Raw genomic sequence first — 22,720 nt, forward strand, 5'->3', positions numbered from 1 at the left:
AACATACGCAGCTTTCTAGACAATTGGTATTCGCAATCATTTTACGTGATGTGCGATTTTTCTTTCGCAACACAGAACTCATCTTTCAACACAGAGAAAAGGCTTTATGTTTAATCTTGTTGGTCGCGCTGCGTTATTCATGGCAATGGTGTTTAGCCTGAGTGCCTGTCAGCTTCCGTTTTATGCTAATCAGAAAAAACCGGCCCCCGTTGCCCCAGCGCCAGTTCCGCCGCCCGCACCAGTGATCACCAAAGAGCAGCAGCTCATTCGCATGCTTCTGCTGAATGGTGAATACACTCTGTCGCGCGATCAACTCTTAACCCCGGCTAACGACAACGCCTACGACTTTTTCCGTGCGGTGCTAAAGCTCGACCCTAACAACCAACGTGCTAAGGGCGGCCTTCAAGGCATAGTGATGCGTTATGTGGATTTGGCTCGTCAGGCCGCCGCTCGCGGCAACTATACCCAAGCCACCACTATGCTCAATAATGCCCGTATTGTTGACCCAAATAACCTGCTAATAAAAGAAGTGTCTGTTGCGCTTACTGAACAAATTAAATCCGCACCACCTGTGCAACCCTATCGCGGCGGCGCCAACGAATTTTTGCTGGAAGCCAGTCTGCTGGGTAAGGATGATCCGCAAATCCTGGCGCGCTTGAGTGAAATCGCGCAAAAACTTAAAGCCACTGACAGTCTGGCAATGATTATTGCGCGCACCGATGTGGAAGGGCGTTGGATCTACCAAAAAATGCGCGACGCAGTGCCGGGCTACCGTGTGCGTGGTGATATCAAATTGGGTAGTCCGCCACGTGTACAGTTAGTGCCGTCCGCACAATAATCGAAACCCAATAAAAGTAGGCTATAACTATTTTTATTGGGTTTTAATGTTTCTACTCCAAATCAGATAATTTGCCTTTAAGGTGATTTAGCTCTGTCTTTTTTGTGAAATCAGCAGTTTCTTTTCTGTTTCACATGAATATGCTGTGTGCGATTCAGTGCAATCCGATTATGAAGAAATTCTACAAAAAGCTCGTCGAGCAGGGTAAGCACAAGAAGGTTGCGCTTACGGCCTGCATGCGAAAAATGGTGACGATTTTAAATGCCATGGTGCGCGATAACTGCGAGTGGCAGGCTAGCTAAATTTGCGCCGTAGGTATTGATTTTCTACCACAGTCGCTTGTTAGTTTTTGGTAATGACAACGGTAGCGGGCAATGGAAGAGTTTTCCCCCAAGGACCATTTTTGCAACCATTAACCCACATAGTAATTTTTTTATCTGATGAAAATGCCGCTAGAGCAGTACTAAACATTAAATTGTAGTTATTCGGATAATCTGATTTCCATAAAATCACTTTGTCGAATTCTTGGCATCCTTCATGAGCTATAGGGGTATTTAGATATAAGGTAAAGAAAGTATCTGACACTTCTATTTGGCTGATTAATACAGGACCAACATAGATCCCAGCCGAAGCATAGCAAGAGATAATTAATAAAAAAACGCTAAATAGATATTTCATTTTCCTTTACTCTGAATGAAAACTAACGCCGTGCTCAACGGCAGTTTGTAAGTTGTGGTTTTTTGGATTACTTTTGCGCAGCAAAACCACAAAACCGCGACTTAAATTCTGTCCAGTGGAGCGAAGCGGAACGATGTTTGACCACTTTGTTATGTGTGCTCTTGATTTAAAACAACAACACCTTGTGCATTAACCTCATAGTCTGACTGCCCTGAGGATATTTGCGAAATAATTTCAGGATCTTTTCCGCCGTAACGAATGTCATGAATTGGGCAAAGATTAACTACCTTAATTGCTAATTCAAGCTCGGCCTGCGATTCAGGCTGCTTAAAAAAATATGTTTGCCACCGGCGGTCATTAGTGTTTTTTAACAGTGAAGTTGCAAATTCTTCTGGCAAGCCGCAACCGCAATCACAACCAATATCCACTGTGTAGAATGGGCCAGAACAGTTTTCTTTTGCTCTATTCGGATGTAAATAATAGTTCATGCTAGATTTCACATAACGTTAAGCACAACGGCAGTTTGTAAGTTGTGCGTTGTGGAATACTTTTGCGAAGCAAAACCACATAAGCGCGACTTACAAGCTGTCCAGCCACGCAGTGGTGTGTTGCTGCGCCTTGTATGATTGATTTCACCAGTTTTCTTATCATTCCTAAAGCGATAAGGTGGAGCCCATACCTGCAGCAACAGGTATTCAGCAAGGTAGCCCGGTGCAGCGCCGGAACCGAATTATCGAGTCCGTTAACAAGCGTGGGCGCCTTGCTGATTCTACTTTTAACTCGAACAGTCGAATGGGCTCCGAGCCCGAATGTAGCAAGGGTGAGTTATGAATACAACTACCGCCGCACACATTGATCGTAGTGAAAGAAATGTAGGGATCGACATTGGAAAAAGCACACTGGATGTCTGCATTTTCGAGCTCGATGTTTATTTGCAGTACCCCAATGCCACGGAAGGGATTCGTGAATTAATCAAAAAGCTATCGCGCTACAAGCTCACGCGCATTCTGGTTGAGGCAACCGGTGGCTACGAAAGAGGTTTGGTGGAAGCCTGCGCCGAAAGGGAATTACCGGTGATTATTGTCCAGCCGACCCAGGTTCGTCAGTTTGGTAAAGCACAAGGTGTTTTTGTCAAAACCGATAAAATTGACTCGCGGCTCATTGCACAGTTTGGTGCTATTTTGAAGCCGGAGCCAAGGCCGCTTAACAGCAAAAAAGTCCGTTATATCAGGGATTTACTCTCACGCAAGCGCCAGCTAAATGAGATACGGACGCAAGAATTAAACCGTCAGCACAAAGCGCCTTCGATTCTTACAGCAACCCATAAACGTTTGCTTAAGGTGCTGGACAAAGAAATTGAAAGCATCAACAAGCTGCTCGCCGAAGTGGTTAGTGAAGTCACGGAATGGCAGCGCACGTATGAAATTCTGAGCTCGGTACCGGGCGTCGGTGATGGCGTTACCTTTACGCTGTTGGGAGAGTTACCTGAACTGGGTCAACTATCGCCACGCAAAATAGCAGCGCTTTGTGGGCTTGCGCCATACAATCGTGACAGTGGCATCATGAAAGGCCGACGCCGAATCAAAGGCGGTCGTGCACCGATCCGCACGGTGTTATACATGGCGATGCTGAGTGCGATTCAGTGCAATCCGATTATGAAGAAATTCTACAAAAAGCTCGTCCAGCAGGGTAAGCACAAGAAGGTTGCGCTTACGGCCTGCATGCGAAAAATGGTGACGATTTTAAATGCCATGGTGCGAGATAATTGCGAGTGGCAGGCTAAGTAAATTTGCGTCGTAGGTATTGATTTTTTACCACAGTCGCTTGTTAGGCTTTTACCAGGACACAATACCTTTCGAGTTTTTTGGATAACTTTTGTCAATTTGCTCATAAAGTACTACGTTGTCATTATTAGAGATTTTCGTTGCGGACACCCAAACGCCATAAATTTTTTTAAGCCTCAACTCTTGAATAAAACTTCCGTTCCTCGCAGTAAAAAAAATGTTGTATGACTGCTCAGGCTCACTTTCCAACTTCCACTGTTGGACGAGCCTTACATTTGAAGAAGTCATATTTCCCAAATTTATATTGGTGTCTGTATAACCAAGTGTAGCTAGAGAGAATTTTGTTTTAACTTGCTCAAACTTATTTAGGTCTACGATTCTTGCACTAACGTCATACAAAGGGTGCTTGCCTTGATGCATAGCCATTAACAACCCAATGTTAGTTGAATTATCAATCATACTTACTTGAAACCAAGGGAAGCTATTTCCTCCAGATATATGGCCAATCATTTCTTCGGTTTTGGCTTCTACCTTTTCTAAAAGCTCTTTAAACCGTGACTCCATAGCTCCAAAGCTATTTTCAACTCTGGTTTGTTTCTTTACTCGAAAAAATTGACCTGTAAGCCAGCTTAAAAGAAAAAAGGTCGGCCCAAATACATTAACTACTTTTTGAGTAGTCCACTCTGTCCCATTGCTACCACCATAAATATTGTATAGAACCCATGAAACGGACAAGATTAATGGAATATAGAATTCTTTTACTATTTGCTTAAAAATGTTCACTGCACATTTATCCTGAAGCTGGTCTTACCCATAAAAAGTAGACACCCTAACTATGCAGCCAAGGCTGTCATTTGTTCAAACTCTGCTGGCGCAACATAACCAATGCTGGAATGCCTGCGTAAGCGGTTATAAAAAATTTCTATGTATTCAAAGATACTCGATCTTGCATCCTCAATCGAGTGGAATTGCTGAGTATAAATTAATTCGACCTTCAAACGGCTGAAGAACGATTCCATTGGTGCATTATCCCAACAGTTCCCTTTGCGACTCATGCTCGGAACAGCATCATGACGCCGCATAAAATCAATATATTTTTGAGCACGATACTGGATGCCTCGGTCATAATGGATGATGAGCCCAGGTTTAATATCGCGGCGTTCAAACGCCATGCGCAAGGCGTCCGTAATGAGCGCTTCCGTCATGCTGGTATCCAGCGACCAACCAACAATACTGCGCGAGTATAAATCCATAACCGCCGCTAGATAGAGCCACTGTTTTTCAACCCAGATATACGTAATATCCGTTGTCCATTTTTCATTAGGTTTGTTCGCCCCAAATCGACGCCAGAGCAGGTTCTCAGCCACATTATGCATCGTCAACGCGTGGCTGCCATAATTAAAGGCTTTGCCGTTGTGGGCTTTTAAACCTTGTAATTTCAGTATATTGGCCACAAAGTTAACAGAGCAAGGCTGGCCTATTGCATGCAATTCTTTGGCGATTCGCGGCGCACCATAGCGTGCCTTGTAAGTGGCATAGGTATCAATTATCTGACGCTCACGGCATTCCCGTTGTTGCCGCGGACTCTTTTCCCTATCAACCCAACGATAATAACCACTGCGAGAGACAGATAGCACCCGACACATTAGCGACACCGGAAATGCGTCCAGATGCTCACGAATTAACGCGTACTTTACTCGTGCTGGTTCGCAAAGTACGCAGCTGCCTTTTTTAAAAAGGCCAGCTCCTTTTCCAGCTCTGCATTTCTCCGCTTTAGCTGGCGCACCTCGTCGCTTTCATTTTTTGAATAATCAACGCCCGCAACCGTATTAAATTGTTTTTCAGAAAGGCGGGTAAACTGACGTCGCCAGTTATAGATTTGTTGGGCGCTAATGCCGAGATCACGGGCAACGGATGCAGTCGTGTTACCTTCCTTCTCCGCACGTTTAACGGCCTCACGGCGAAACTCTTCGGTGTAAGCTTGTGTTTTCTTGCGTGCCATAATAAGCACCTCCATATAGGGTTTTCTAACTATACAGGGTGTCTACTGTTCGTGGGTAACTCGGAAGCCTAACGTTGTGCACAACGGCAGTTTGTAAGTTGCGCGTTGTGGAATACTTTTGCGTAGCAAAACCACATAAGCGCGACTTACAAACTGTCCAGCCGCGCAGCGGCGTGTTGCTGCACCTTGTTATAGATGCGATGGTTTGAGATTAAACAAGGCGGGATTTTGAAGGCCGCCAACCATGGCACCGATTAAAATTACAGTTGCCGATAATGGCAATAAACCTACTTATTGGCAACCCAAAATACGAAGCGCGTTTCCACACACTTTCTACTAGTACCGGAACGACAACGCACTCTTTGAAGCTTAGGATAAAGCCAAAAAGTAGCTGCTTGCGATTAAATTTCTACGAGGCACGTTTCAAAACAATTCGCACTCTATAACGCCGCGTACAACGGCAGTTTGTAAGTTGTAGTTTTGTGGGTTACTTTTGCGCAGCAAAACCACAAAGCTGCGACTTACAAACTGTCCAGCGCACGAAGTGCGCGGGTTGCTACGCTTTGTTACGTGTATTTCGACCTTAGCCTGATTTTAGATGAAACAGAAAAAAAGACCCAAAAAAACTAAAAATGATTTAGTAAATTTATTCTTTGAGCATTACATGACAATGCTGGCACTCTTTCCGCGCCCAGCCAGAACCTGGAAATTTATTGCACGATGGGCATTTCCAGTAGCTATAAAAGAACACAATATAGGGTACGAAACCTAGGGTAAACAACAACAATGCAACATTACTACTAATGCCTAAAAAAGTGGTATAGCTCGTAAAGCCAATAAAAAGTTTCGGTATTGCAAAAATTATTGCAATTACAGATACAATTTTCGCTTTAAAAAGAACTGATTTATATTTTTCTAATACTTCAGCAGAGTTCATACTTCCCTCTCGTACACGTAACGTTGCGGTAAACGGCAGAATTTAAGTAGTTTTTTTGTGGAAATATTTTACGAAGTAAAACCACAAAAAAGCTATTTAAATTCTGTCCAGTGGAGCGAAGCGGAACGGTGTTTGACCGCCTTGTTAGGGCTTGACATAAACTTAAACCACGTATACTTTACCAACAGAGCGCCAGGCTGGAAATGTACTTTTCTAGTAGCTGGTTAGAGCCGCGCCTCGGGGTACGACAGGGGCAGCAATTAGCGTTTAAAGGCCAGTGGCTTTTTGCGCTGACGGTTTTAACTAGCCAATTGGTGCCTCCAATGCAACTAATTCAACGCCTTATTCATTCCTTTCTCATATTGCTTCTAGCAACCTTTTGTTTTGTAGCTGCCGCGTTTCTTTTCTTTAAAGGGATAACTATAGCTTTTACTCTATTAGCACCAGGCTGCCTTCTAGTTTGGCATTCTTCAAACCTGTTGCGAGAGCGCTGAAGCTGATTACCCCTAACGCCGCGTACAACGGCAGTTTGTAAGTTGTGGTTTTGTGGATTACTTTTGCGCAGCAAAACCACAAAACTGCGACTTACAAACTGTCCAGCACACGAAGTGTGCGGGTTGCTACGCTTTGTTAGCCAAGCTCAATTTTAGAGCTCAAACAAACTTCAATGCTTTTTGGTTCACATGTAAAAGGCTTTATTTCTGTTCCAATTATTTCCTTTGCCTTTTCGAGATTTCCCTTATAGCGCTGGTTTGGCTCTAGCAAAACCTTGCCAGAACCTACTTCAATAATTCCGAAATTACCGAAGTCTGCACAACCACTACCACCACAGAAATGGTTAATTAAAACAACATGGTTCCCGACAGAGGTAACTTCACAGCGAAGCTTCAAGAAGTTGTTTTGTATTTCAAATAGATGTGTACTACTGGCTGGATTACCTTCGATAGTTACACTAAAAAATGGCTCTTTCGCAGAAGGGGCGTCAGAAACCGAAACAAATTTTCCGCCACAGGAAATTGTGTCTGCATACGAAGAGATAGAAATTAGAGACAGAGAAGCAAAAAAAATAATTCTTAGCAAAGTACATACTCCATGTTTTCTGGCTAACGCCGCGATAAACGGTGGTTTTTAAGTTGCACTTTTGCCATAAAATGAAGCGAAGCGGAATGGCAAAAGTGCAACTTAAAAACCATCCGTTTGATTGCTTTGTTAGGCTATGCCAAATTTAACTTTTTTCTACCTACACGGATGAGGTTTGAGTGACACGCCTCGACTGCACTTGCGGCATTATTAATAATGCCGGCCTCTTGCTCGAATTTTTTCTCAAATTCAGGTATGCCTTCTTGAGAGTGAACTCTTACAGATTGGCGCCCCATTGAGTTTGGGCTACTGTAGCGCCCGATAGCCTGGGTGAATTCTTTAATAAGGCCATATAATTCCTTTCGTAACGCCTCCAGCTCGATGTCTATAAATTCATGTTCTGGATTTTCCCACTCGTAGACAAACCGATTGAATGGAGAAATTTCTTCGATGGTAAAACTACCGAGAAAATCATGCTCTTTAATAAATTTAATAGCGCCGTTTATAGGGAGACACTCTTGGAACTTTTTAAACAGAGCTATATCATTTGGACTAGTAGTTTCCTTTGGTTTGTCATGAATGTCTGCCGCAATAAAACCTGCCAAGGTTAATGTAAATGCAACAATTGGTTCCCACTCGAACTTCCACCCTTCTGGATTCCATAAAAACCAAGCAACATTAAATAGCATTCCCAAGATCGTAAGATATTTGGCTAACTTAGCCATTTATTAATTTCTCCCTTTGCCTAACGCCGTGCTCAACGGCAGTTTGTAAGTCGCGGTTTTGTGGATTACTTTTGCGCAGCAAAACCACAAAGCCGCGACTTACAAACTGTCCAGCGCACGAAGTGCGCGAGTTGCAGCACTTTGTTATAGCCACCTAATCTATTTTCGGTTTTTCTTTTGTGGCTGTTGAAATTAGCAATGGGGTAGCGATACCTAAGTGAACTGCCATAAATTCATTAATATTAATGCCAATTTTTTGATATAAAACAACTGTAGCTCCGCCAAGTAAAACCATGATTAAAGTGACAATCCAGTAGTACCAAGATGTAACCCAAACGGGCTTTTTACCTTTAGCAAGATGCCTCAAATTATAGAGGGCTAAAACTTCAGGTAAGGAGCCACCTATAACACCATAAAAAAATGCCTCGCTAAGGGTCACTACGAGTCCCCCAATTTTTCAGCGTTCATTGCCCTGAATGCTGTATAGAAATCTCTAAGAGCGGAACGCCTGCGTTTTAAAGTGTATAAATCTTTTCCAGATTTTGATTTCATTACGGAGTGCCTTATTCTCTTGTCAGAATTTAGCACCCCTTTCACCAAGTCAACTCTCACGCTCACAGCTTTAGAAATACCTTCGGCGGTTCTATAATCCCAACGATTATCTTCTAGCGCTTTAATGACCTTGGCCTTAACTTCTTCCGAGCTACGATTGCTAGAGGTCTTAGCCTTTTGATATTTCATAATGCTCTCCTATAGCTATAACGCTTAGTTAATGGGCAGTTTGTAAGTTGCGCTGCACACACTTTCCGTAACCACACACCAAATGCGCGACTTACGAACTGTCCCAGCGCACGAAGTGCGCGTATTAAACGACTGGTTGTAAGCAGGACGTTAGTTGTTGCTACAGAGTGCAAGCTATTACGAAAACCGCACCGACTTTAAATTTCAGCGCGTGGGCTCGATGGAGCTGTAGCCAAGCGCGATTAACTTTGTTTAATTTCAAATTTTACTAACACTGCGGCGAATTTAGCACGACAGTGAAACCTACGTGAACTTTCAGCACTCGACCACAGGTTAGACCGGACGGCAGGTGATGCAATAGAAACTGCAAACACTTTTCTTCACAACACCAACCAAGTGCGATTACAAAACTAAAATATTACCTTACAACGTTAAGCTCAGCCGCAGTTTATAAGTTGCCGTTTTGTGGAAGCCTTTTGCGAAGCAAAACCACAAAACGGCAACTTATAAACTGTCGAGCGCACGTAGTGCGCGGTGCTGGAGCGCATTGTTATAAAAAGCTGCAATTTCTACACGCCGGCACACACTAAAATGTTCAATAAAACGCATAACTTGAAGCCAGGAAAAGAACTTACCAGCAGAGCAATGCGACCATTTTTTTAAAAGCACCATTTGCAGATAACTGAATCTGTTGATGTAACTATTCAAGAGACTGCAACGAAACTACGTTTTTACCAAAACTTTCTTAGCGGGTAAATTAGCCAAACTTACCGAATTGCACAAACCAAAATATTGCTACAAAGCGAAACCTTTCCGGTGGTGATATTGCACAAACTTTCCGAAAAGGTTTGAAAAGTCATTTCCCGTTATAACGTTGCGTTCACCTGCGGATTGTAAGTAGCGCGTTGCGATAAACTTAGCGCAGCGATATTGCAAAAGCGCTACTTACAATTCGTCAGGTGCAATGCTTTGTTATAAATTTGCATTTAAAGTATTACTGAAATAGCAATACTGCCAAACCAATAATTACGATAAATGCCACTATTGCACTCTTTGAAATAAAGGTACGTTTTTTCTCTTTATGAAAGTTGCTTTCATTCCTTTCTGGTAAAAACCAAACTTTCAAAGCAGCCACTTGAACCAAATGGCCAATTGTTACGGGATAATAACCAAACTCCGGATTTTCAGGCCACCCAACTTCAGGCGAGAAATGTAACGAAAAATTGAAACCAGAGAAGTCTATATCAAATTTTTTCTGCATTTCTTCAAGAAGTTCAGCCACGTCATCACCAACCAGATTCAAATCCTGCTCAACGTATAGCTCATTTGAAAGAGCTTCAGGCTCTTCTGAAGCGTAACGAGCTATGATTTCGTAAACTTCTTTAGTGATTTCCATTGGATTTATAACGTTGCGATAAACGGTGGTTTTTAAGTAGCACTTTTGCCATAAAATGGAGCGAAGCGGAATGGCAAAAATGCTACTTAAAAACCATCCGTTTGATTGCCTTGTTATGCTTACTTTGAGCCTTCAGTGACTAATTGATTTAAGTAATTTCTCAGTTCTATAAGACCAGAATAACCTCGTTCGGTTGTTTCATGCTCAGGTTCCCAGATTATAGTTTTTAGATATTGAAATGCTCTTGTTTCTAAAACCCATGTAGTTCCGTCAGGGCCTAGTGAGTGATCATTTTGAGGGAGCGTGGTGAGGCATGCTTTTAAAAGTTCCACTGCTTTGATGTGCTGCTCTTCGCTGAGATCAATTCTTGTTGTTTTTACTTTTTTGCCCCAGTTGTAGCCACCTTTTCCGTCGTATTCGGAATAAAAAAGCACGTATGGCTCATGTTGCGTTAGCTCATATTCAATAGGTTTTTCGAAAGTAGGCGCGATTTGAATTAGAGCGAATGGAGAAAAAATCTGTTCACTCAACGTGTAATCTAACTCGATGCTTTTGGTGGCGCAGCCACTAAGCAGAGCGAAAATTATAATGCTAACTATTTTCATGTTTCCCTTAATGCATAACAGTTTATTAGACGGCTGAGGCCGTATATCACTCCGCCGCATATCATATCGTTTAATTGTTTGGTTTGTCCTGAATGCCTTTTGGAATCAATAAGTTAACTGTTGGTACTCTTTATATCAGGAGCGTTGATTCCGGCTCAATCTTGCTATCTCCTGCCGCATATCACTTTATACGAGATTTGTTATTAAGTTAAACCCTTGTTTTTATTGATACTAATTGCTCTCAGGAAAACTAGTTGGGCTGATATGCGGCTAGAGCCTCATATACGGGGTTGGCGCGCGCTCTGTGTTGGTTTATTCTGTATGTATAAACAGTATGGAGATTTTTATCATGGTTGACGATATTCCTTTTCCGTTACCTACTCAGCCAGTGCGATTGGTTGATCGGTTTCGATTCTTTATGCGCTCATTAAATATGAGCTATAGAACTGAGCAGGCTTATGTGCATTGGTTGTTGCGGTATATTCGTTTTCATGATCGTAGACATCCTGACTCAATGGGAGTTGTAGAACTGGAAGCATTTTTGTCTCATTTGGCGGTTGATTTGAATTCAGCGATTAATACGCAGCGAACCGCATTGAATGCGTTGATGTTTTTTTATAATAAATTTTTGAACAAAAATATTGAAGGGCTTGCGCCGGTGCGAGCTACGAAGCATCGGCGCGTTCCTGTGGTGTTTTCTCACGATGAGGCTGTAAGAATTATCCAGCGATTGGAGCAGCCATATAAATTGGCCGTTCAGCTAATGTATGGGGCCGGTTTACGGTTGAATGAGTGTTTGGCATTAAGGGTAAAAGATGTCGATTTTTCTGGCAATCAATTGATTGTTCGGGCAGGTAAGGGGGGTAAAGATCGTAGAACGGTTTTGCCTCAAGCTCTGATTGGCGATCTACGACAACAAATAATTATTGTTCAGAAATTACATGAACTGGATACAGTTGAGGGGTTTGGTGAAGTTTATATGCCGAATCGGTTGTCTGAAAAATACCCTGAACAGGCAAGATCGTTAACTTGGCAATTTTTGTTTCCGTCCGCCAATCGTTCTGTCGACCCTAGATCAGACGTGATCCGTCGCCATCATCTGTATGATGGGACCTTGCAGCGTAAGGTGAAAGACGCATTGCGTGAGGCAAAAATTTTTAAGCATGCTTCTTGTCATACTTTTCGTCATAGCTTTGCAACTCAGCTATTGGTGGCAGGTTATGACATTCGTACAGTGCAGGAGTTGTTAGGGCATAGTGATGTGAAGACGACTGAAATCTACACGCATGTGCTGAATAAGGGAGGATTGGGTGTCCGTAGCCCTTTGGATGCGTTTTAGTCATATCCTTTCTCTGATCGTGAGTGAGTGCTCGTGATTTGTTATGCTGTGCACTTTATTTACTAATATGCACAATTGAACTCTTATGCGGTACATCTATAGCTTACTTCTCTACTGTTTATTGCCTTTCATACTGCTGCGTTTACTCTGGCGCGCCCTGGCAGCGCCCGCTTATGCCAAACGCTGGGCAGAGCGCTTTGGCTTTGTTCCTACTTTATCTACCCATAAAAAAGTCGTGTGGTTGCATACTGTCTCGGTGGGTGAGTTTCTGGCTGCTCTGCCGCTGATTCGCCGTTTACAGGCTGATGATCGCGTGCAGTTGGTGATTACTACCACAACCCCAACTGGGTCCGAGCGCGTGCGTGCAACGCTCGGGGATTCTGTTTTTCATGTATATGCACCTTATGATTTACCGAATGTGCTGGTGCGTTTTTTAAAGCGTGTGAAACCTTCGCTGTATTTGGTCATGGAAACTGAGTTGTGGCCAAATACCTTGGCTGCCTGCGCTAGGCGCAATATCCCGGCCATGTTGATCAATGGACGTTTGTCTGAAAAATCTGCGCGTGGCTATGCGCGTTTTGGTGCTTTGACCAAACCTATGTTGCAACATTTATCGTGCGCAGCGATTCAAAATTTCACTGATGCTGCCCGTTTTGCTGCGCTGGGTTTATCTGACGATAAAGTGATAGTGACAGGTAATATCAAATTCGATTTGAGTTTAACCGATGATCTTCGTACGAAAGCGGCGACATTGAAAAGTCTGTTATCAAATAATGGACAACGTTTGGTGTTGATTGCAGCGAGCACCCATCAAGGTGAAGATGAAATTATTCTGGATGCCTTTGCGCAGGTTCGCGCAAGTTCCTCTGGTGAGTCCCGTAGCGCAGTGCTGGTCTTGGTTCCTCGTCATCCCGAACGCTTTGAGCGGGTAGGGCAGTTGTGCGTAAATCGCGGTTTTAGTGTGGCACGGCGCAGTGAGCATAGTTGGGATAACACTAATGATATTTTGCTCGGCAATACTATGGGTGAATTGATGCTGATGTTTGGCGCCAGTGATATAGCCTTTGTCGGTGGCAGTTTGGTGCCTAATGGCGGCCATAATTTTATTGAGCCAGCCGCTTGGGAATTGCCGCTGTTGAGCGGAGAGCATGTATTTAATTTTGCCGAGGTGGCGCGGCTGATGACGGACGCGGGGGCTTTGGTACAAGTAGGTTCGGCTACGCAATTGGCGCAGGCATTTTTGCAGTTGATTGATGATGAGGCTGAGCGCAAACGGCGTGGTGTGGCTGCCTTGACTGTGGCACTGGATAATCGCGGCGCGCTGGATAAAACCTGCGCACTTATTCAACATTATTTGAAGTAGCTTTTATCAAATTGACGGAATAAAAACTATAAAAGCAGCGAAGTAAAAACAAAAATGCCAGGCGGATAGCCTGGCATTTTTTTGTGCAGCTAATAAAAGGATTTCGCCTTATTTTTCGTACTGGCTGCGGCTGACCAGTGCGTCATCCAACAACCACTTATCAATTTCCTGAACGTCGGCAGGTGTCAGCATACCGGCAACTTCACGCAGCTTGATGGTGTTGATGACATAGGTATAAAGCGCATCTGAATAATTGCGGCGCGCTTGATAGAGATTGCGCTGTGCGAGCAATACTTCTACCAAATTACGGGTGCCTACTTCATAGCCGGATTGTGTTGCTTCCAATGCAGATTGGTTGGAGACAATTGCTTGTTTGCGCGCTTGCACGTTGGCTACATCGGTTTCCACAGACAAATGCAGGGCGCGGGTGTTTTGGATCACATTGCGCTGGGTGCTGTTGTAGAGTTCCTGTGCCTGGGTGTATTGCGCATAAGCTTGGCGGGTGCGGCCAGAGGTTGCGCCACCGCTGTAAATAGGTACATCAAGGCGCAATGAGACGGTGGTGCCATCTCTGCTGATGTCGCTTGGGCCACCGTTTTGAGCGCCGTTGTCGCTATCGCTATCGCTATCGGAATAACCCAGGTTGGCGCCCAGTGTAGGCAAGTGACCAGACTTATTTGCTCTGGCATTTTGCAGCGAAGCATCAGCCTGCAGTTTTGAGGCTTTCAGGTTGTAGTTGTTTTTCAGTGAGAACTCTACCCAGTCCGCGCGGTTGGCTGGTACGGGAGCTACGACGGGAAATTTGGGGGAGAGGGGGGCAACCTGGTCTTCAGGTTTACCTGTCAACACTTCCAATGCTTCATAGTTGATGCTCAGGTTTCCACGTGCAACCAGCGTCGAGGCGCGAGCACTATCAAATGCCGCCTGAGCTTCATGCACTTCGGTAATAGCCGTCAGACCCACTTCAAAGCGTTGCTTGGTTTGTTCCAGCTGTTTGGCCAGAGCTTTTTCTTCAGCGATGGTTGCTTCCAGTGTTTCCACGGCGCGCAGCACATTAAAGTAAGCCTCTGCGGTACGCACAATAAGGCTTTGTTGGTCTGCACCATATTGGGCTTCTGCCTGCTCGCTGAGTTTTGCGCCCTGTTTGTAGTTGTACCAATAGGACATATTGAACAGCGGCTGGCTCAGGGAAATTTCCCAACTTTTGCTATCGGTATCGGTTTTGAGGCTGGTATTGGTCAGATTGTCTGTTGTTTCAATATCTGAATTGGAAATCTGCGCATTGGCGCTGATTTGCGGTAACAGGTTGGAGCGAGCAATGCTTCTGTTCTCAAGGCCTGCTTCGTATTTTGCTTTGTCCGCCTTTAATTGAGCGTCATTTTGCAGGGCAAGCTCATATACATCCAACAAGCTGTTGGCACTGGCTGCAAAAGGAGTGAGTGAGAAAAGGCTGACGAGCAGGTAGAGCTTGGTCTTTTTCATAGGGGTTTCCAAAGTCCAGAGTTTAAGAATTCCAGTTCAACACCTGTGATGCGCTGTTTGATAAGGACCAGTCGCATCGGTGTAAGACAGTCCGCGGGTTGCGTGGAGTTTAGCCGCTTGCCGCCTTGGGGTCGAGAAATGAACGAGGGTTCAGTGGTTAAAAAGGGTAAAACGTCGGCGCCATAACGGGAAGTTACAAATGTAAGCGAAGACCTTGTATTTGCATTTCCGGCGTGCAGCTACGGTTACTGGCAGGCCCGATTAACCCCAAGTGGCTATTTAGATGCACAAGAGCTGCCTTCGGATTCACCCCCTTGCAAAATTGTTTATGTGTTTACGCTGTACCTGGCTGGAACGATTAATGCTATTTAAATGATCAAGTGGTGCGATTTATCGAGTGTTTCGCCAGAGTTTGATTGCTTCGCTGCAAGCCAACTTTTATGATGCGCGCCATTTGCATTGTGCTGGGCTATTAAATGTTCGCCCTTACTTCCCGCTCATCTGCTCGCCGTTTGTGAGCCCTGCCTGGATGAGTTTGGTCGGTTACCTTGCTGCCGTTTTTTTAATCTACCAAAAGGGTCTTTTATGACTATGTCTCTGGAAATTGTACTGGTGATCTTCGCCGTACTCGCCCTGCTCGGGGTGGTGTTCGAAGAGGTGATCCATATCAACAAGGCGAAAACCACGCTATTTTTTGGCAGCCTCTCCTGGCTGGTGATGTTTATGTTTGCCGGCGGTCACAGCCAGCAAGAAGTGATGTTGGAAAAGCTCAATCACAATCTGTTGGAAATTGCCACGCTTTGGTTGTTCCTGATGGCGACTATGACTTTCGTTGCCTACCTCAATGCCAAGGGAATTGTGCAGTCAGTAGTGCAGCGCTTGTGCCCGGCACAGATGAGCACGCGTAGCTTGATGATACTGGTGGCACTGTTTGCGATGATGTTGTCCATGATCTGTGACAATGTTACCGCTACCTTGGTAACACTGGGTCTGGTGCATGCATTTAATGTGGATCAACGTACCCGCATCAAATTGGCAGTATTGGTGGTATTTGCGGTGAACTCAGGCGGTGTTGCCCTGATTACAGGCGATGTGACAACGCTGATGATTTTCCTCTCCGGTCACGTCACTATGCCGCAGCTTTTATTACTGTGGATTCCTGCAATTGCAGGTGTTCTGGTCTTGGCTTGTTTAATGTTCCCCGGTGTTACCGGTCAAGTTGTCACTGAGAAAGATCCCCGCGTGTTTACCGGTATGGACTGGGCGATTGTAGGGACATTTTTCAGCACAATCCTGTGCACCATGCTCTTTAATTTCTTCTTTGGCGTTCCACCGGTTCTGACCTTCCTGGTTGGTTTATCGATTATGTTTTTTATTGGTCACTTTATGGATATGGACCCGGAAGAGATACGCATTCTTGAGTATGTGCGCCAGATTGAATACGAAACCCTGCTGTTCTTCCTCGGTATTCTGTTGCTGGTGGGGATGCTCAAAGAGATTGGTACATTGGATTTGCTGACCAACTTCTATACCCAGTTGGCACCGCAATACGCTAACTATTTAATGGGTATGTTCTCGGCGCTGATTGATAACGTCCCGCTGACAGCGGCGCTGTTAAAGTCCGAGCCGGTACTGCAAACGCCCGAATGGTTGGCCTTAACCTACGGTGTCGGTGTGGGCGGTTCCATGTTGGCGATTGGTTCGGCTGCGGGAATTATCGCCATGAGTAAAGTAAAAGGCTTAACCTTTGGTGCCTTCTTGCGTTACACCCCATTTGTGTTTATTGCTTATAGTTGTGGTTATGTCGTCGCATTGACCTTGGCGAACCTTGTGTTCGGATAATCTCAACTATAGTAAATGTAAAAAAACCGGAGCTTGTCTCCGGTTTTTTTATGGGGAATCGATAACTGAAGGAGGTTAGGCACATGAATTTACACACAATTTATAATGCTATTTGACGCTAGCTGTCAGGATTCGCGCATTTCTGGCTTTAACATTTTTTAACCTTTCCAGTGGAGCAGCTATGTCGTCATTAGAGATTGCCAAACTCGACCTCATGTATGTGGGGATCATCATTTTTACCGGTCTGTTGGGGGGCGTGATCGCCAAAAAAATCAAAGTGCCGGACATAGTGCTGTTTCTATTAATTGGTATCGGCCTTGGGCCAACCATTGGTGGAATCCTGCATGTAGCTGCTGACTCAACCATGAATCAGTTAATTCTGACCATCGGTGCCTGTTACTTGTTGTTTGAAGGTGGAGCGACACTGCGCTTTGCGGTGTTAAAGGAAATCTGGATTACATTGGCTGTTATTGCCACAGTCGGGGTATTGATCACTGGTGCCATCATGACCTATGCCGGCGTCTGGCTGGGGATTCCTATTGGTGTTGCGCTTGTGCTGGCGGCACTCACCGCTTCAACAGACCCGGCGACACTGGTTCCAATTTTCAAACAAGTGCCCATCAAAGACCGTGTATCGCAAACGGTGATGAGTGAGTCGGCCCTTAATGATGCCATGGGGGCCATCGCGACCTTTGCGGTAGTGGCTTATGTGATGGGAACCGGCGAGGGTTTCAGCCTGACGCATTCTATGGGGGAATTGACCTATGAAGCGGGTATGGGGTTGGTGCTGGGCGCGATTGTTGGTTACAGCGCTGCGCTGCTGATGGCTCATGGCAGCATGGGTATTTTCCGTGAGGTAACGCCTTTTGTGATTATCCTGGCGGTGATTACCGTATACCTGTTGGCCGACGAAATAGGTGCATCAGGGTTTATGGCGGTATTTACGCTGGGTGTGATGATTGGCAATAAAGAGTCATTTGGTTTGCCGCTGGACGAGCACGAGCATGAATACCTGGAAGATTACGTGGGTAATACTGCCTTGTTGATGCGCATGTTTATTTTCATCCTGCTCGGGTCACAAGTGAACTTCCACTTACTTAAAGAATATCTGGGTGTTGGTTTGATGTTGTTGTTTGTCTTTATTTTTATCGCTCGCCCGGTCACTGTATTTTTGTGTGCGGGCCCGGATCGCCGCGCCAAATGGAGCTGGAAAGAGCTGGTGTTTATGAGTTGGACCCGCGAAACCGGCGTGATTCCCGCCGCCCTGGTGGGGATTCTGGCGGGTATGAAGGTGCCCGGTATCGATGTAGTTGGCGCTATCACCTTTATCTTTATTCTCGGGACTATTTTGATTCAAGCGCCCACTACCGCCCTGTTGGCGGGTAAGTTGGGGCTATTGAAATCACAGGAAAAGTCAGAATAAACCGACTTTTTTGCCCTGATTGATCGTGCAAAAAACTCCCTTTGGCTCAGGCAAAAGGGAGTTTTTTATGGCGATGTTTGAGCTTTGGGCGGAGCGACAAAACTCGTGTTTCTTTACTCTATGGGCCAACTCCAATAGACTGCGGTTTTCTTGTCGGGGTGCTGTTTAGGGGCGACTAGCCTGTATTCATGCTGAGATATACCCGCCGACCTGATCCGGTTAGTACCGGCGTAGGGAACGAGAGCCTCCAGTTTTGCATGCGTCTCATGCCTTGGTTATTTCTCTTCTTTCCGCGCTGTTGCTGTTTAGTCAATGAATGGCGGAAGTGCAATGAATTCACCCTTATCCACGCCCATAGCACTCACCATTGCCGGTAGCGATAGCGGTGGTGGTGCAGGTATCCAGGCCGATTTAAAAACCTTTTCCGCCTTGGGTGTATTTGGTGCAAGCGTTATTTCATCGCTCACTGCGCAAAATACCTTGGGAGTACAGGGCGTATTCCCCATTCCTCCGGTGTTTGTCCAGCAGCAAATACACTCTGTGCTCAGTGATTTACAGGTCGGCGCGATCAAAAGTGGCATGCTGGCAACAGCGGAAATTATCGATGCTGTTGCGCAATCACTCAGTGCCTATCCCGTGATTCCCTTTGTGCTTGACCCAGTGATGGTCGCCACCAGTGGCGATCGTTTATTGGCAGAAAATGCAATCCAGACACTCATTACCCAACTCATGCCACTGGCCAGTATTATCACGCCCAATTTGCATGAAGCTGCCGTGCTATTAAACGCACCGGTGGCGACAACCCATGAACAAATGCAACAGCAGGGCGAGCGTATCATGGCCCTGGGCGCGCGCGCCGTGTTGATGAAAGGCGGCCATAGCGACAGCGAAAATGCGGTGGATTTATTAGTTACGCCGCAGGGAACCCACGCGTTTTCAGCACCGCGATTACACACTAAAAATACCCACGGCACCGGTTGCACCTTGGCATCCGCTATCGCCGCCGGTTTGGCAAAAAAACTACCACTGCAAGTGGCTGTCGCCCAGGCAAAAGATTATTTGCACCATGCGTTACTGCATTCAGAAAAATTACACATAGGGCAGGGCGCAGGCCCGGTACATCACTTTTATTCCTTTTACTAATACAACTGATTAAGACAAGGCCATTATTATGAATACCAGCGTCGACAAAATTCTCAGTCAAACTGCCGAAGTAGATAAAGCCTCGGTACAACCCTTTACCGGCTCGCAAAAAATTTATGTGCAGGGTTCGCGTTCGGATATTCGTGTGCCTATGCGTGAAATCACTCTGGCGGATACTCCCACTGATTTTGGCGGCGAGAAAAATCCGCCCGTACGTGTGTACGACACCTCAGGCCCTTACACTGATCCAAATGTGACTATCGATTTGCGTACTGGTTTGGGCGATGTGCGCAGCACTTGGATTGAAGAGCGAAATGACACAGAAATTTTGGAAGACAGCCATTCCGAATTTACCAATGCGCGATTGAATGATCCGAAGCTTGCACATCTGCGCTTCAACCTCACTCGCAAGCCGCGCCGTGCCAAACCGGGTATGAACGTATCGCAAATGCACTATGCCAAAAAAGGCATCATCACGCCGGAGATGGAATACATCGCCATCCGCGAAAATATGGCGCTGGCACAAGCGCGTGAATTGGGCGTAGATCCCCAATATAAAGCCTTGGGGCAGCAACACAAAGGCATGAGTTTCGGCGCGAGTATTCCCGATGAAATTACCCCGGAATTTGTGCGCAGCGAAGTTGCGCGTGGTCGTGCGATTATCCCGGCCAACATCAATCACCCGGAATTGGAACCGATGATTATCGGGCGCAATTTCCTGGTAAAAATCAACGGCAATATTGGCAACTCAGCACTGGGTTCTTCGATTGAAGAAGAAGTGGAAAAGCTCACTTGGGGCGCGCGTTGGGGGGCGGATACGGTGATGGATTTATCCACCGGCAAAAATATTCACGAAACCCGCGAGTGGATTATTCGCAATTCACACGTACCTATTGGCACTGTGCCAATTTATCAAGCCTTGGAAAAAGTGGATGGCATTGCTGAAAACCTGACGTGGGAAATTTTCCGCGATACCTTGATTGAACAAGCTGAGCAGGGCGTTGATTATTTTACTATCCACGCCGGTGTATTGCTGCGCTATGTACCGCTCACGGCTAAACGCGTGACGGGCATAGTGTCGCGTGGTGGCTCGATTATGGCCAAGTGGTGTTTGGCGCATCACCAGGAAAATTTCCTCTACACCCACTTTGAAGAAATTTGCGAAATCATGAAAGCTTACGACGTAAGCTTCTCATTGGGCGACGGCCTGCGCCCCGGTTCTATTGCCGATGCCAACGATGAAGCGCAATTCGGCGAGCTGGAAACCTTGGGTGAGTTAACCAAAATCGCCTGGAAACACGATGTGCAGTGCATGATCGAAGGCCCCGGCCATGTGCCAATGCACATGATCAAGGAAAATATGGATAAACAATTGGAAGTGTGCGACGAAGCGCCTTTCTATACCCTTGGGCCATTAACAACCGATATCGCGCCGGGTTATGACCACATCACCTCGGGTATTGGTGCGGCCATGATCGGCTGGTTCGGTTGCGCCATGCTTTGTTATGTAACGCCAAAAGAGCATTTGGGCTTGCCGAATAAAGACGACGTAAAAGAAGGCATTATCACCTACAAAATTGCCGCCCACGCCGCCGATTTGGCGAAAGGTCACCCGGGTGCGCAGTTGCGCGATAATGCGCTTTCAAAAGCGCGTTTTGAATTCCGCTGGGAAGATCAATTTAACCTGGGGCTCGATCCAGATACGGCGCGTTCTTATCACGATGAAACCCTGCCGAAAGACTCAGCAAAAGTAGCGCACTTTTGCTCTATGTGCGGGCCTAAATTCTGCTCCATGAAAATCACCCAGGAAGTGCGTGACTACGCTGCAAAAAATGGTGCGGATATTTCCGTGATTGGCGATCAGGATATTATCAAGATGATCGATGTCGAAGCGGAAATGAAACAGAAATCCAAAGAGTTTTTGGAAGCGGGCGCAGAGATTTACCATAGGGTATAAATCCCTTCTCCCCTCTTTTTTCAAAGGGGGGATTTAAACAATCAACAAGACTTTAGTTATGATCAAAAAACCGGAATTTACCCGCGCGGATGTTGACATCATTCGCCGTGAAGAAATGTATAAACGTTTTTTCCGTGTGGAAAAAATCTTCCTGCGTCATAAATTATTTGAAGGTGGGTGGGGCAAGGAAATTGGCCGCGAATTGTTTGTGCGCGGCGAAGCTGTGGCTGTTGTGTTGTACGATCCACGGCGCGATTTGATTGGCATGGTGGAACAATTTCGTGTAGGTGCACTCGACGAGCCTAACGGTCCCTGGTGTTACGAAGTGGTTGCCGGCATGCTGGAAGAGGGGGAATCCCCAGAGGATGTTGCGCGCCGCGAATTGTTGGAAGAGGCAAACGTAACGCCTTATGCAATGGAATATATTTGTAATTATTTATCCAGCCCTGGTGGTTCTGATGAAAAATTACATTTATTTTGTGGTTTGTGTGATCTGGGTTCGGCCGGTGGCGTATTTGGTTTGCCGGAAGAAGGTGAAGATATACGTGTGCACATACTGGCTGCCGAAGATGTCTTTGCCGAGTTATTAAACGGTGCGTTTAATAATGCTGCCGCGTTAATTTGTTTGCAGTGGTTGCAAATGAATCGCAACCGTTTACGTACGCAAGTGGCGGCAGAATAATTTTTTATTGTCATTGACTTAGCTGCATCTCTGGCTAACACTTCACTCAGGGCGACGCTGCTCGCCCTTATCTGGGCAGGATCAATTTGATGATCTTGTCGCTCATTATCCGTTTGTTATCAGGTTTGTATGTTTACATTGCGTGTTGCCAAGGCTCAACCCGAGTACGTGACTTATAAGGAACGTTACAAAGTGGACTTACCTTTGCAAATGGCGGAATGCGAAGCAAATTATGTGCGCTTATCCAAGTTGGTTGCGCGCGAGGCAGCGGATGAGATCCGTTTTATAGTGACCACTGCAAATCAGCCGTGGTTGCATCTTTTGAAAATCACTGAACGCTCGCCCTATACCACAACCCTGGAATTGAGCCGAACGGCCATGGGTGTTGCTTCCGAGTGGTTGTCCATGCCCAAACTTACCTTGCGTATGTACCACGATGCCAAGCTCGCCGAAGTGCTGGCATGGGAAGGTCACAAACGCTTGCGCCCCCGCTACGATTATCCCAACCAGTCTATGTACCAAAGCGATGAAAAATACCAGCTCAATCGTTTTTTGGGTGAATGGCTGAACTTGTGCCTGGCACAAGGTCACGATGCGAACGAATTGGCTCCTTTTTAATAGAATGTCGATTGGTTCACAGCAGGCTTAAGTTTTACATTTCTTGGCCGTCGAACGCGGCATTTTTCTTTTTTGAGACTGGCGC

23 protein-coding genes, 1 pseudogene and 1 riboswitch are annotated in these 22,720 nt (G+C 45.7%); of the genes and pseudogenes, 11 read left to right on the forward strand and 13 right to left on the reverse strand.

The annotated features are described in order from the left end of the window. Positions 1–106 precede the first annotated feature (106 nt). Positions 107–838, forward strand: coding sequence for a hypothetical protein (locus B0D95_RS01365; RefSeq protein ID WP_078042207.1), 732 nt, complete (start codon positions 107–109; stop codon positions 836–838). 140 nt (positions 839–978) lie between these two features. After that, positions 979–1,140: pseudogene (locus B0D95_RS20965) on the forward strand (IS110 family transposase); the annotation flags it as partial. A gap of 40 nt (positions 1,141–1,180) precedes the next feature. On the opposite strand, the gene B0D95_RS01375 reads toward B0D95_RS20965, so the two are convergent. Together B0D95_RS01375 and B0D95_RS20625 are read right to left on the reverse strand one after the other, a co-directional pair. Beyond that, complete coding sequence (locus B0D95_RS01375) at positions 1,181–1,516, reverse strand: hypothetical protein (protein WP_078042209.1); 336 nt, start codon at positions 1,514–1,516, stop codon at positions 1,181–1,183. Between the two features lie 149 nt (positions 1,517–1,665). Then, a complete protein-coding gene (locus tag B0D95_RS20625; RefSeq protein ID WP_210403667.1) occupies positions 1,666–2,004 on the reverse strand; it encodes a hypothetical protein in 339 nt (112 codons plus the stop codon). A 339-nt stretch (positions 2,005–2,343) separates the two neighbouring features. On the opposite strand from B0D95_RS20625, the gene B0D95_RS01385 reads away from it, so the two are divergent. Further along, positions 2,344–3,303 carry an IS110 family transposase gene (locus B0D95_RS01385; protein WP_078042211.1) on the forward strand — a complete coding sequence of 320 codons (960 nt, stop codon included), beginning with the start codon at positions 2,344–2,346 and terminating at the stop codon, positions 3,301–3,303. Positions 3,304–3,351: 48 nt separating this feature from the next. Here B0D95_RS01385 and B0D95_RS01390 read toward each other — a convergent pair whose 3' ends face one another. The 10 genes from B0D95_RS01390 to B0D95_RS01435 all read right to left on the reverse strand — a co-directional run bounded on the left by B0D95_RS01390 (position 3,352) and on the right by B0D95_RS01435 (position 10,786). Beyond that, complete coding sequence (locus tag B0D95_RS01390; RefSeq protein WP_078042212.1) at positions 3,352–4,083, reverse strand: hypothetical protein; 732 nt, start codon at positions 4,081–4,083, stop codon at positions 3,352–3,354. A 50-nt stretch (positions 4,084–4,133) separates the two neighbouring features. Beyond that, positions 4,134–4,982 (reverse strand): IS3 family transposase, encoded by an 849-nt coding sequence (locus tag B0D95_RS01395; RefSeq protein ID WP_246841778.1) that lies wholly within the window; start codon positions 4,980–4,982, stop codon positions 4,134–4,136. Positions 4,983–4,993: 11 nt separating this feature from the next. Then, entirely contained in the window at positions 4,994–5,302 is a 309-nt protein-coding gene (locus tag B0D95_RS01400; RefSeq protein WP_210403668.1) for a transposase, read from the reverse strand. 646 nt (positions 5,303–5,948) lie between these two features. Continuing rightward, positions 5,949–6,239 (reverse strand): hypothetical protein, encoded by a 291-nt coding sequence (locus B0D95_RS01405; protein ID WP_078042213.1) that lies wholly within the window; start codon positions 6,237–6,239, stop codon positions 5,949–5,951. Positions 6,240–6,869: 630 nt separating this feature from the next. Then, a complete protein-coding gene (locus tag B0D95_RS01410) occupies positions 6,870–7,319 on the reverse strand; it encodes a hypothetical protein (RefSeq protein WP_078042214.1) in 450 nt (149 codons plus the stop codon). 134 nt (positions 7,320–7,453) lie between these two features. Then, positions 7,454–8,044 carry a hypothetical protein gene (locus B0D95_RS01415; RefSeq protein ID WP_078042215.1) on the reverse strand — a complete coding sequence of 197 codons (591 nt, stop codon included), beginning with the start codon at positions 8,042–8,044 and terminating at the stop codon, positions 7,454–7,456. A 154-nt stretch (positions 8,045–8,198) separates the two neighbouring features. Continuing rightward, positions 8,199–8,483, reverse strand: coding sequence for a hypothetical protein (locus B0D95_RS01420; RefSeq protein ID WP_078042216.1), 285 nt, complete (start codon positions 8,481–8,483; stop codon positions 8,199–8,201). Then, on the reverse strand, positions 8,483–8,785 hold the full coding sequence (locus tag B0D95_RS01425; protein ID WP_078042217.1) for a hypothetical protein: 303 nt from the start codon (positions 8,783–8,785) through the stop codon (positions 8,483–8,485). Before B0D95_RS01425 ends, B0D95_RS01420 begins: the two co-directional genes overlap by 1 nt. 994 nt (positions 8,786–9,779) lie before the next feature. After that, positions 9,780–10,181, reverse strand: coding sequence for a DUF1493 family protein (locus tag B0D95_RS01430; protein ID WP_078042218.1), 402 nt, complete (start codon positions 10,179–10,181; stop codon positions 9,780–9,782). A gap of 119 nt (positions 10,182–10,300) precedes the next feature. Beyond that, positions 10,301–10,786, reverse strand: coding sequence for a hypothetical protein (locus B0D95_RS01435; protein ID WP_149867845.1), 486 nt, complete (start codon positions 10,784–10,786; stop codon positions 10,301–10,303). A 346-nt stretch (positions 10,787–11,132) separates the two neighbouring features. Here B0D95_RS01435 and B0D95_RS01440 point away from each other — a divergent pair, with 346 nt between their 5' ends. Continuing rightward, on the forward strand, positions 11,133–12,125 hold the full coding sequence (locus tag B0D95_RS01440) for an integron integrase (protein WP_371453611.1): 993 nt from the start codon (positions 11,133–11,135) through the stop codon (positions 12,123–12,125). Positions 12,126–12,210: 85 nt separating this feature from the next. Further along, the gene (gene waaA, locus B0D95_RS01445; protein ID WP_078042221.1) at positions 12,211–13,488 is read left to right on the forward strand and encodes a lipid IV(A) 3-deoxy-D-manno-octulosonic acid transferase; all 1,278 of its coding nucleotides are present in this window, start codon (positions 12,211–12,213) and stop codon (positions 13,486–13,488) included. A gap of 108 nt (positions 13,489–13,596) precedes the next feature. Here waaA and B0D95_RS01450 read toward each other — a convergent pair whose 3' ends face one another. Then, positions 13,597–14,970 (reverse strand): TolC family outer membrane protein, encoded by a 1,374-nt coding sequence (locus B0D95_RS01450; protein ID WP_078042222.1) that lies wholly within the window; start codon positions 14,968–14,970, stop codon positions 13,597–13,599. A gap of 585 nt (positions 14,971–15,555) precedes the next feature. On the opposite strand from B0D95_RS01450, the gene nhaD reads away from it, so the two are divergent. From nhaD to B0D95_RS01485, 6 genes are all read left to right on the forward strand, one after another. Next, on the forward strand, positions 15,556–16,812 hold the full coding sequence (nhaD, locus tag B0D95_RS01460) for a sodium:proton antiporter NhaD (protein WP_078042224.1): 1,257 nt from the start codon (positions 15,556–15,558) through the stop codon (positions 16,810–16,812). Between the two features lie 181 nt (positions 16,813–16,993). After that, on the forward strand, positions 16,994–18,235 hold the full coding sequence (locus B0D95_RS01465) for a sodium:proton antiporter (protein WP_078042226.1): 1,242 nt from the start codon (positions 16,994–16,996) through the stop codon (positions 18,233–18,235). A 144-nt stretch (positions 18,236–18,379) separates the two neighbouring features. Beyond that, a riboswitch (TPP riboswitch) is annotated at positions 18,380–18,489 on the forward strand. A 76-nt stretch (positions 18,490–18,565) separates the two neighbouring features. After that, a complete protein-coding gene (thiD, locus tag B0D95_RS01470) occupies positions 18,566–19,378 on the forward strand; it encodes a bifunctional hydroxymethylpyrimidine kinase/phosphomethylpyrimidine kinase (protein WP_078042230.1) in 813 nt (270 codons plus the stop codon). A 28-nt stretch (positions 19,379–19,406) separates the two neighbouring features. Next, positions 19,407–21,335, forward strand: coding sequence for a phosphomethylpyrimidine synthase ThiC (gene thiC, locus B0D95_RS01475; RefSeq protein ID WP_078042231.1), 1,929 nt, complete (start codon positions 19,407–19,409; stop codon positions 21,333–21,335). Between the two features lie 58 nt (positions 21,336–21,393). Next, a complete protein-coding gene (locus B0D95_RS01480) occupies positions 21,394–22,017 on the forward strand; it encodes an NUDIX domain-containing protein (RefSeq protein WP_078042233.1) in 624 nt (207 codons plus the stop codon). 129 nt (positions 22,018–22,146) lie between these two features. Then, a complete protein-coding gene (locus B0D95_RS01485) occupies positions 22,147–22,635 on the forward strand; it encodes a DUF1249 domain-containing protein (protein ID WP_078042235.1) in 489 nt (162 codons plus the stop codon). The last annotated feature ends 85 nt before the right edge of the window (positions 22,636–22,720 follow it).

This window comes from Cellvibrio sp. PSBB023 (assembly GCF_002007605.1).
In the GTDB taxonomy this organism is placed as follows: Bacteria; Pseudomonadota; Gammaproteobacteria; order Pseudomonadales; family Cellvibrionaceae; genus Cellvibrio.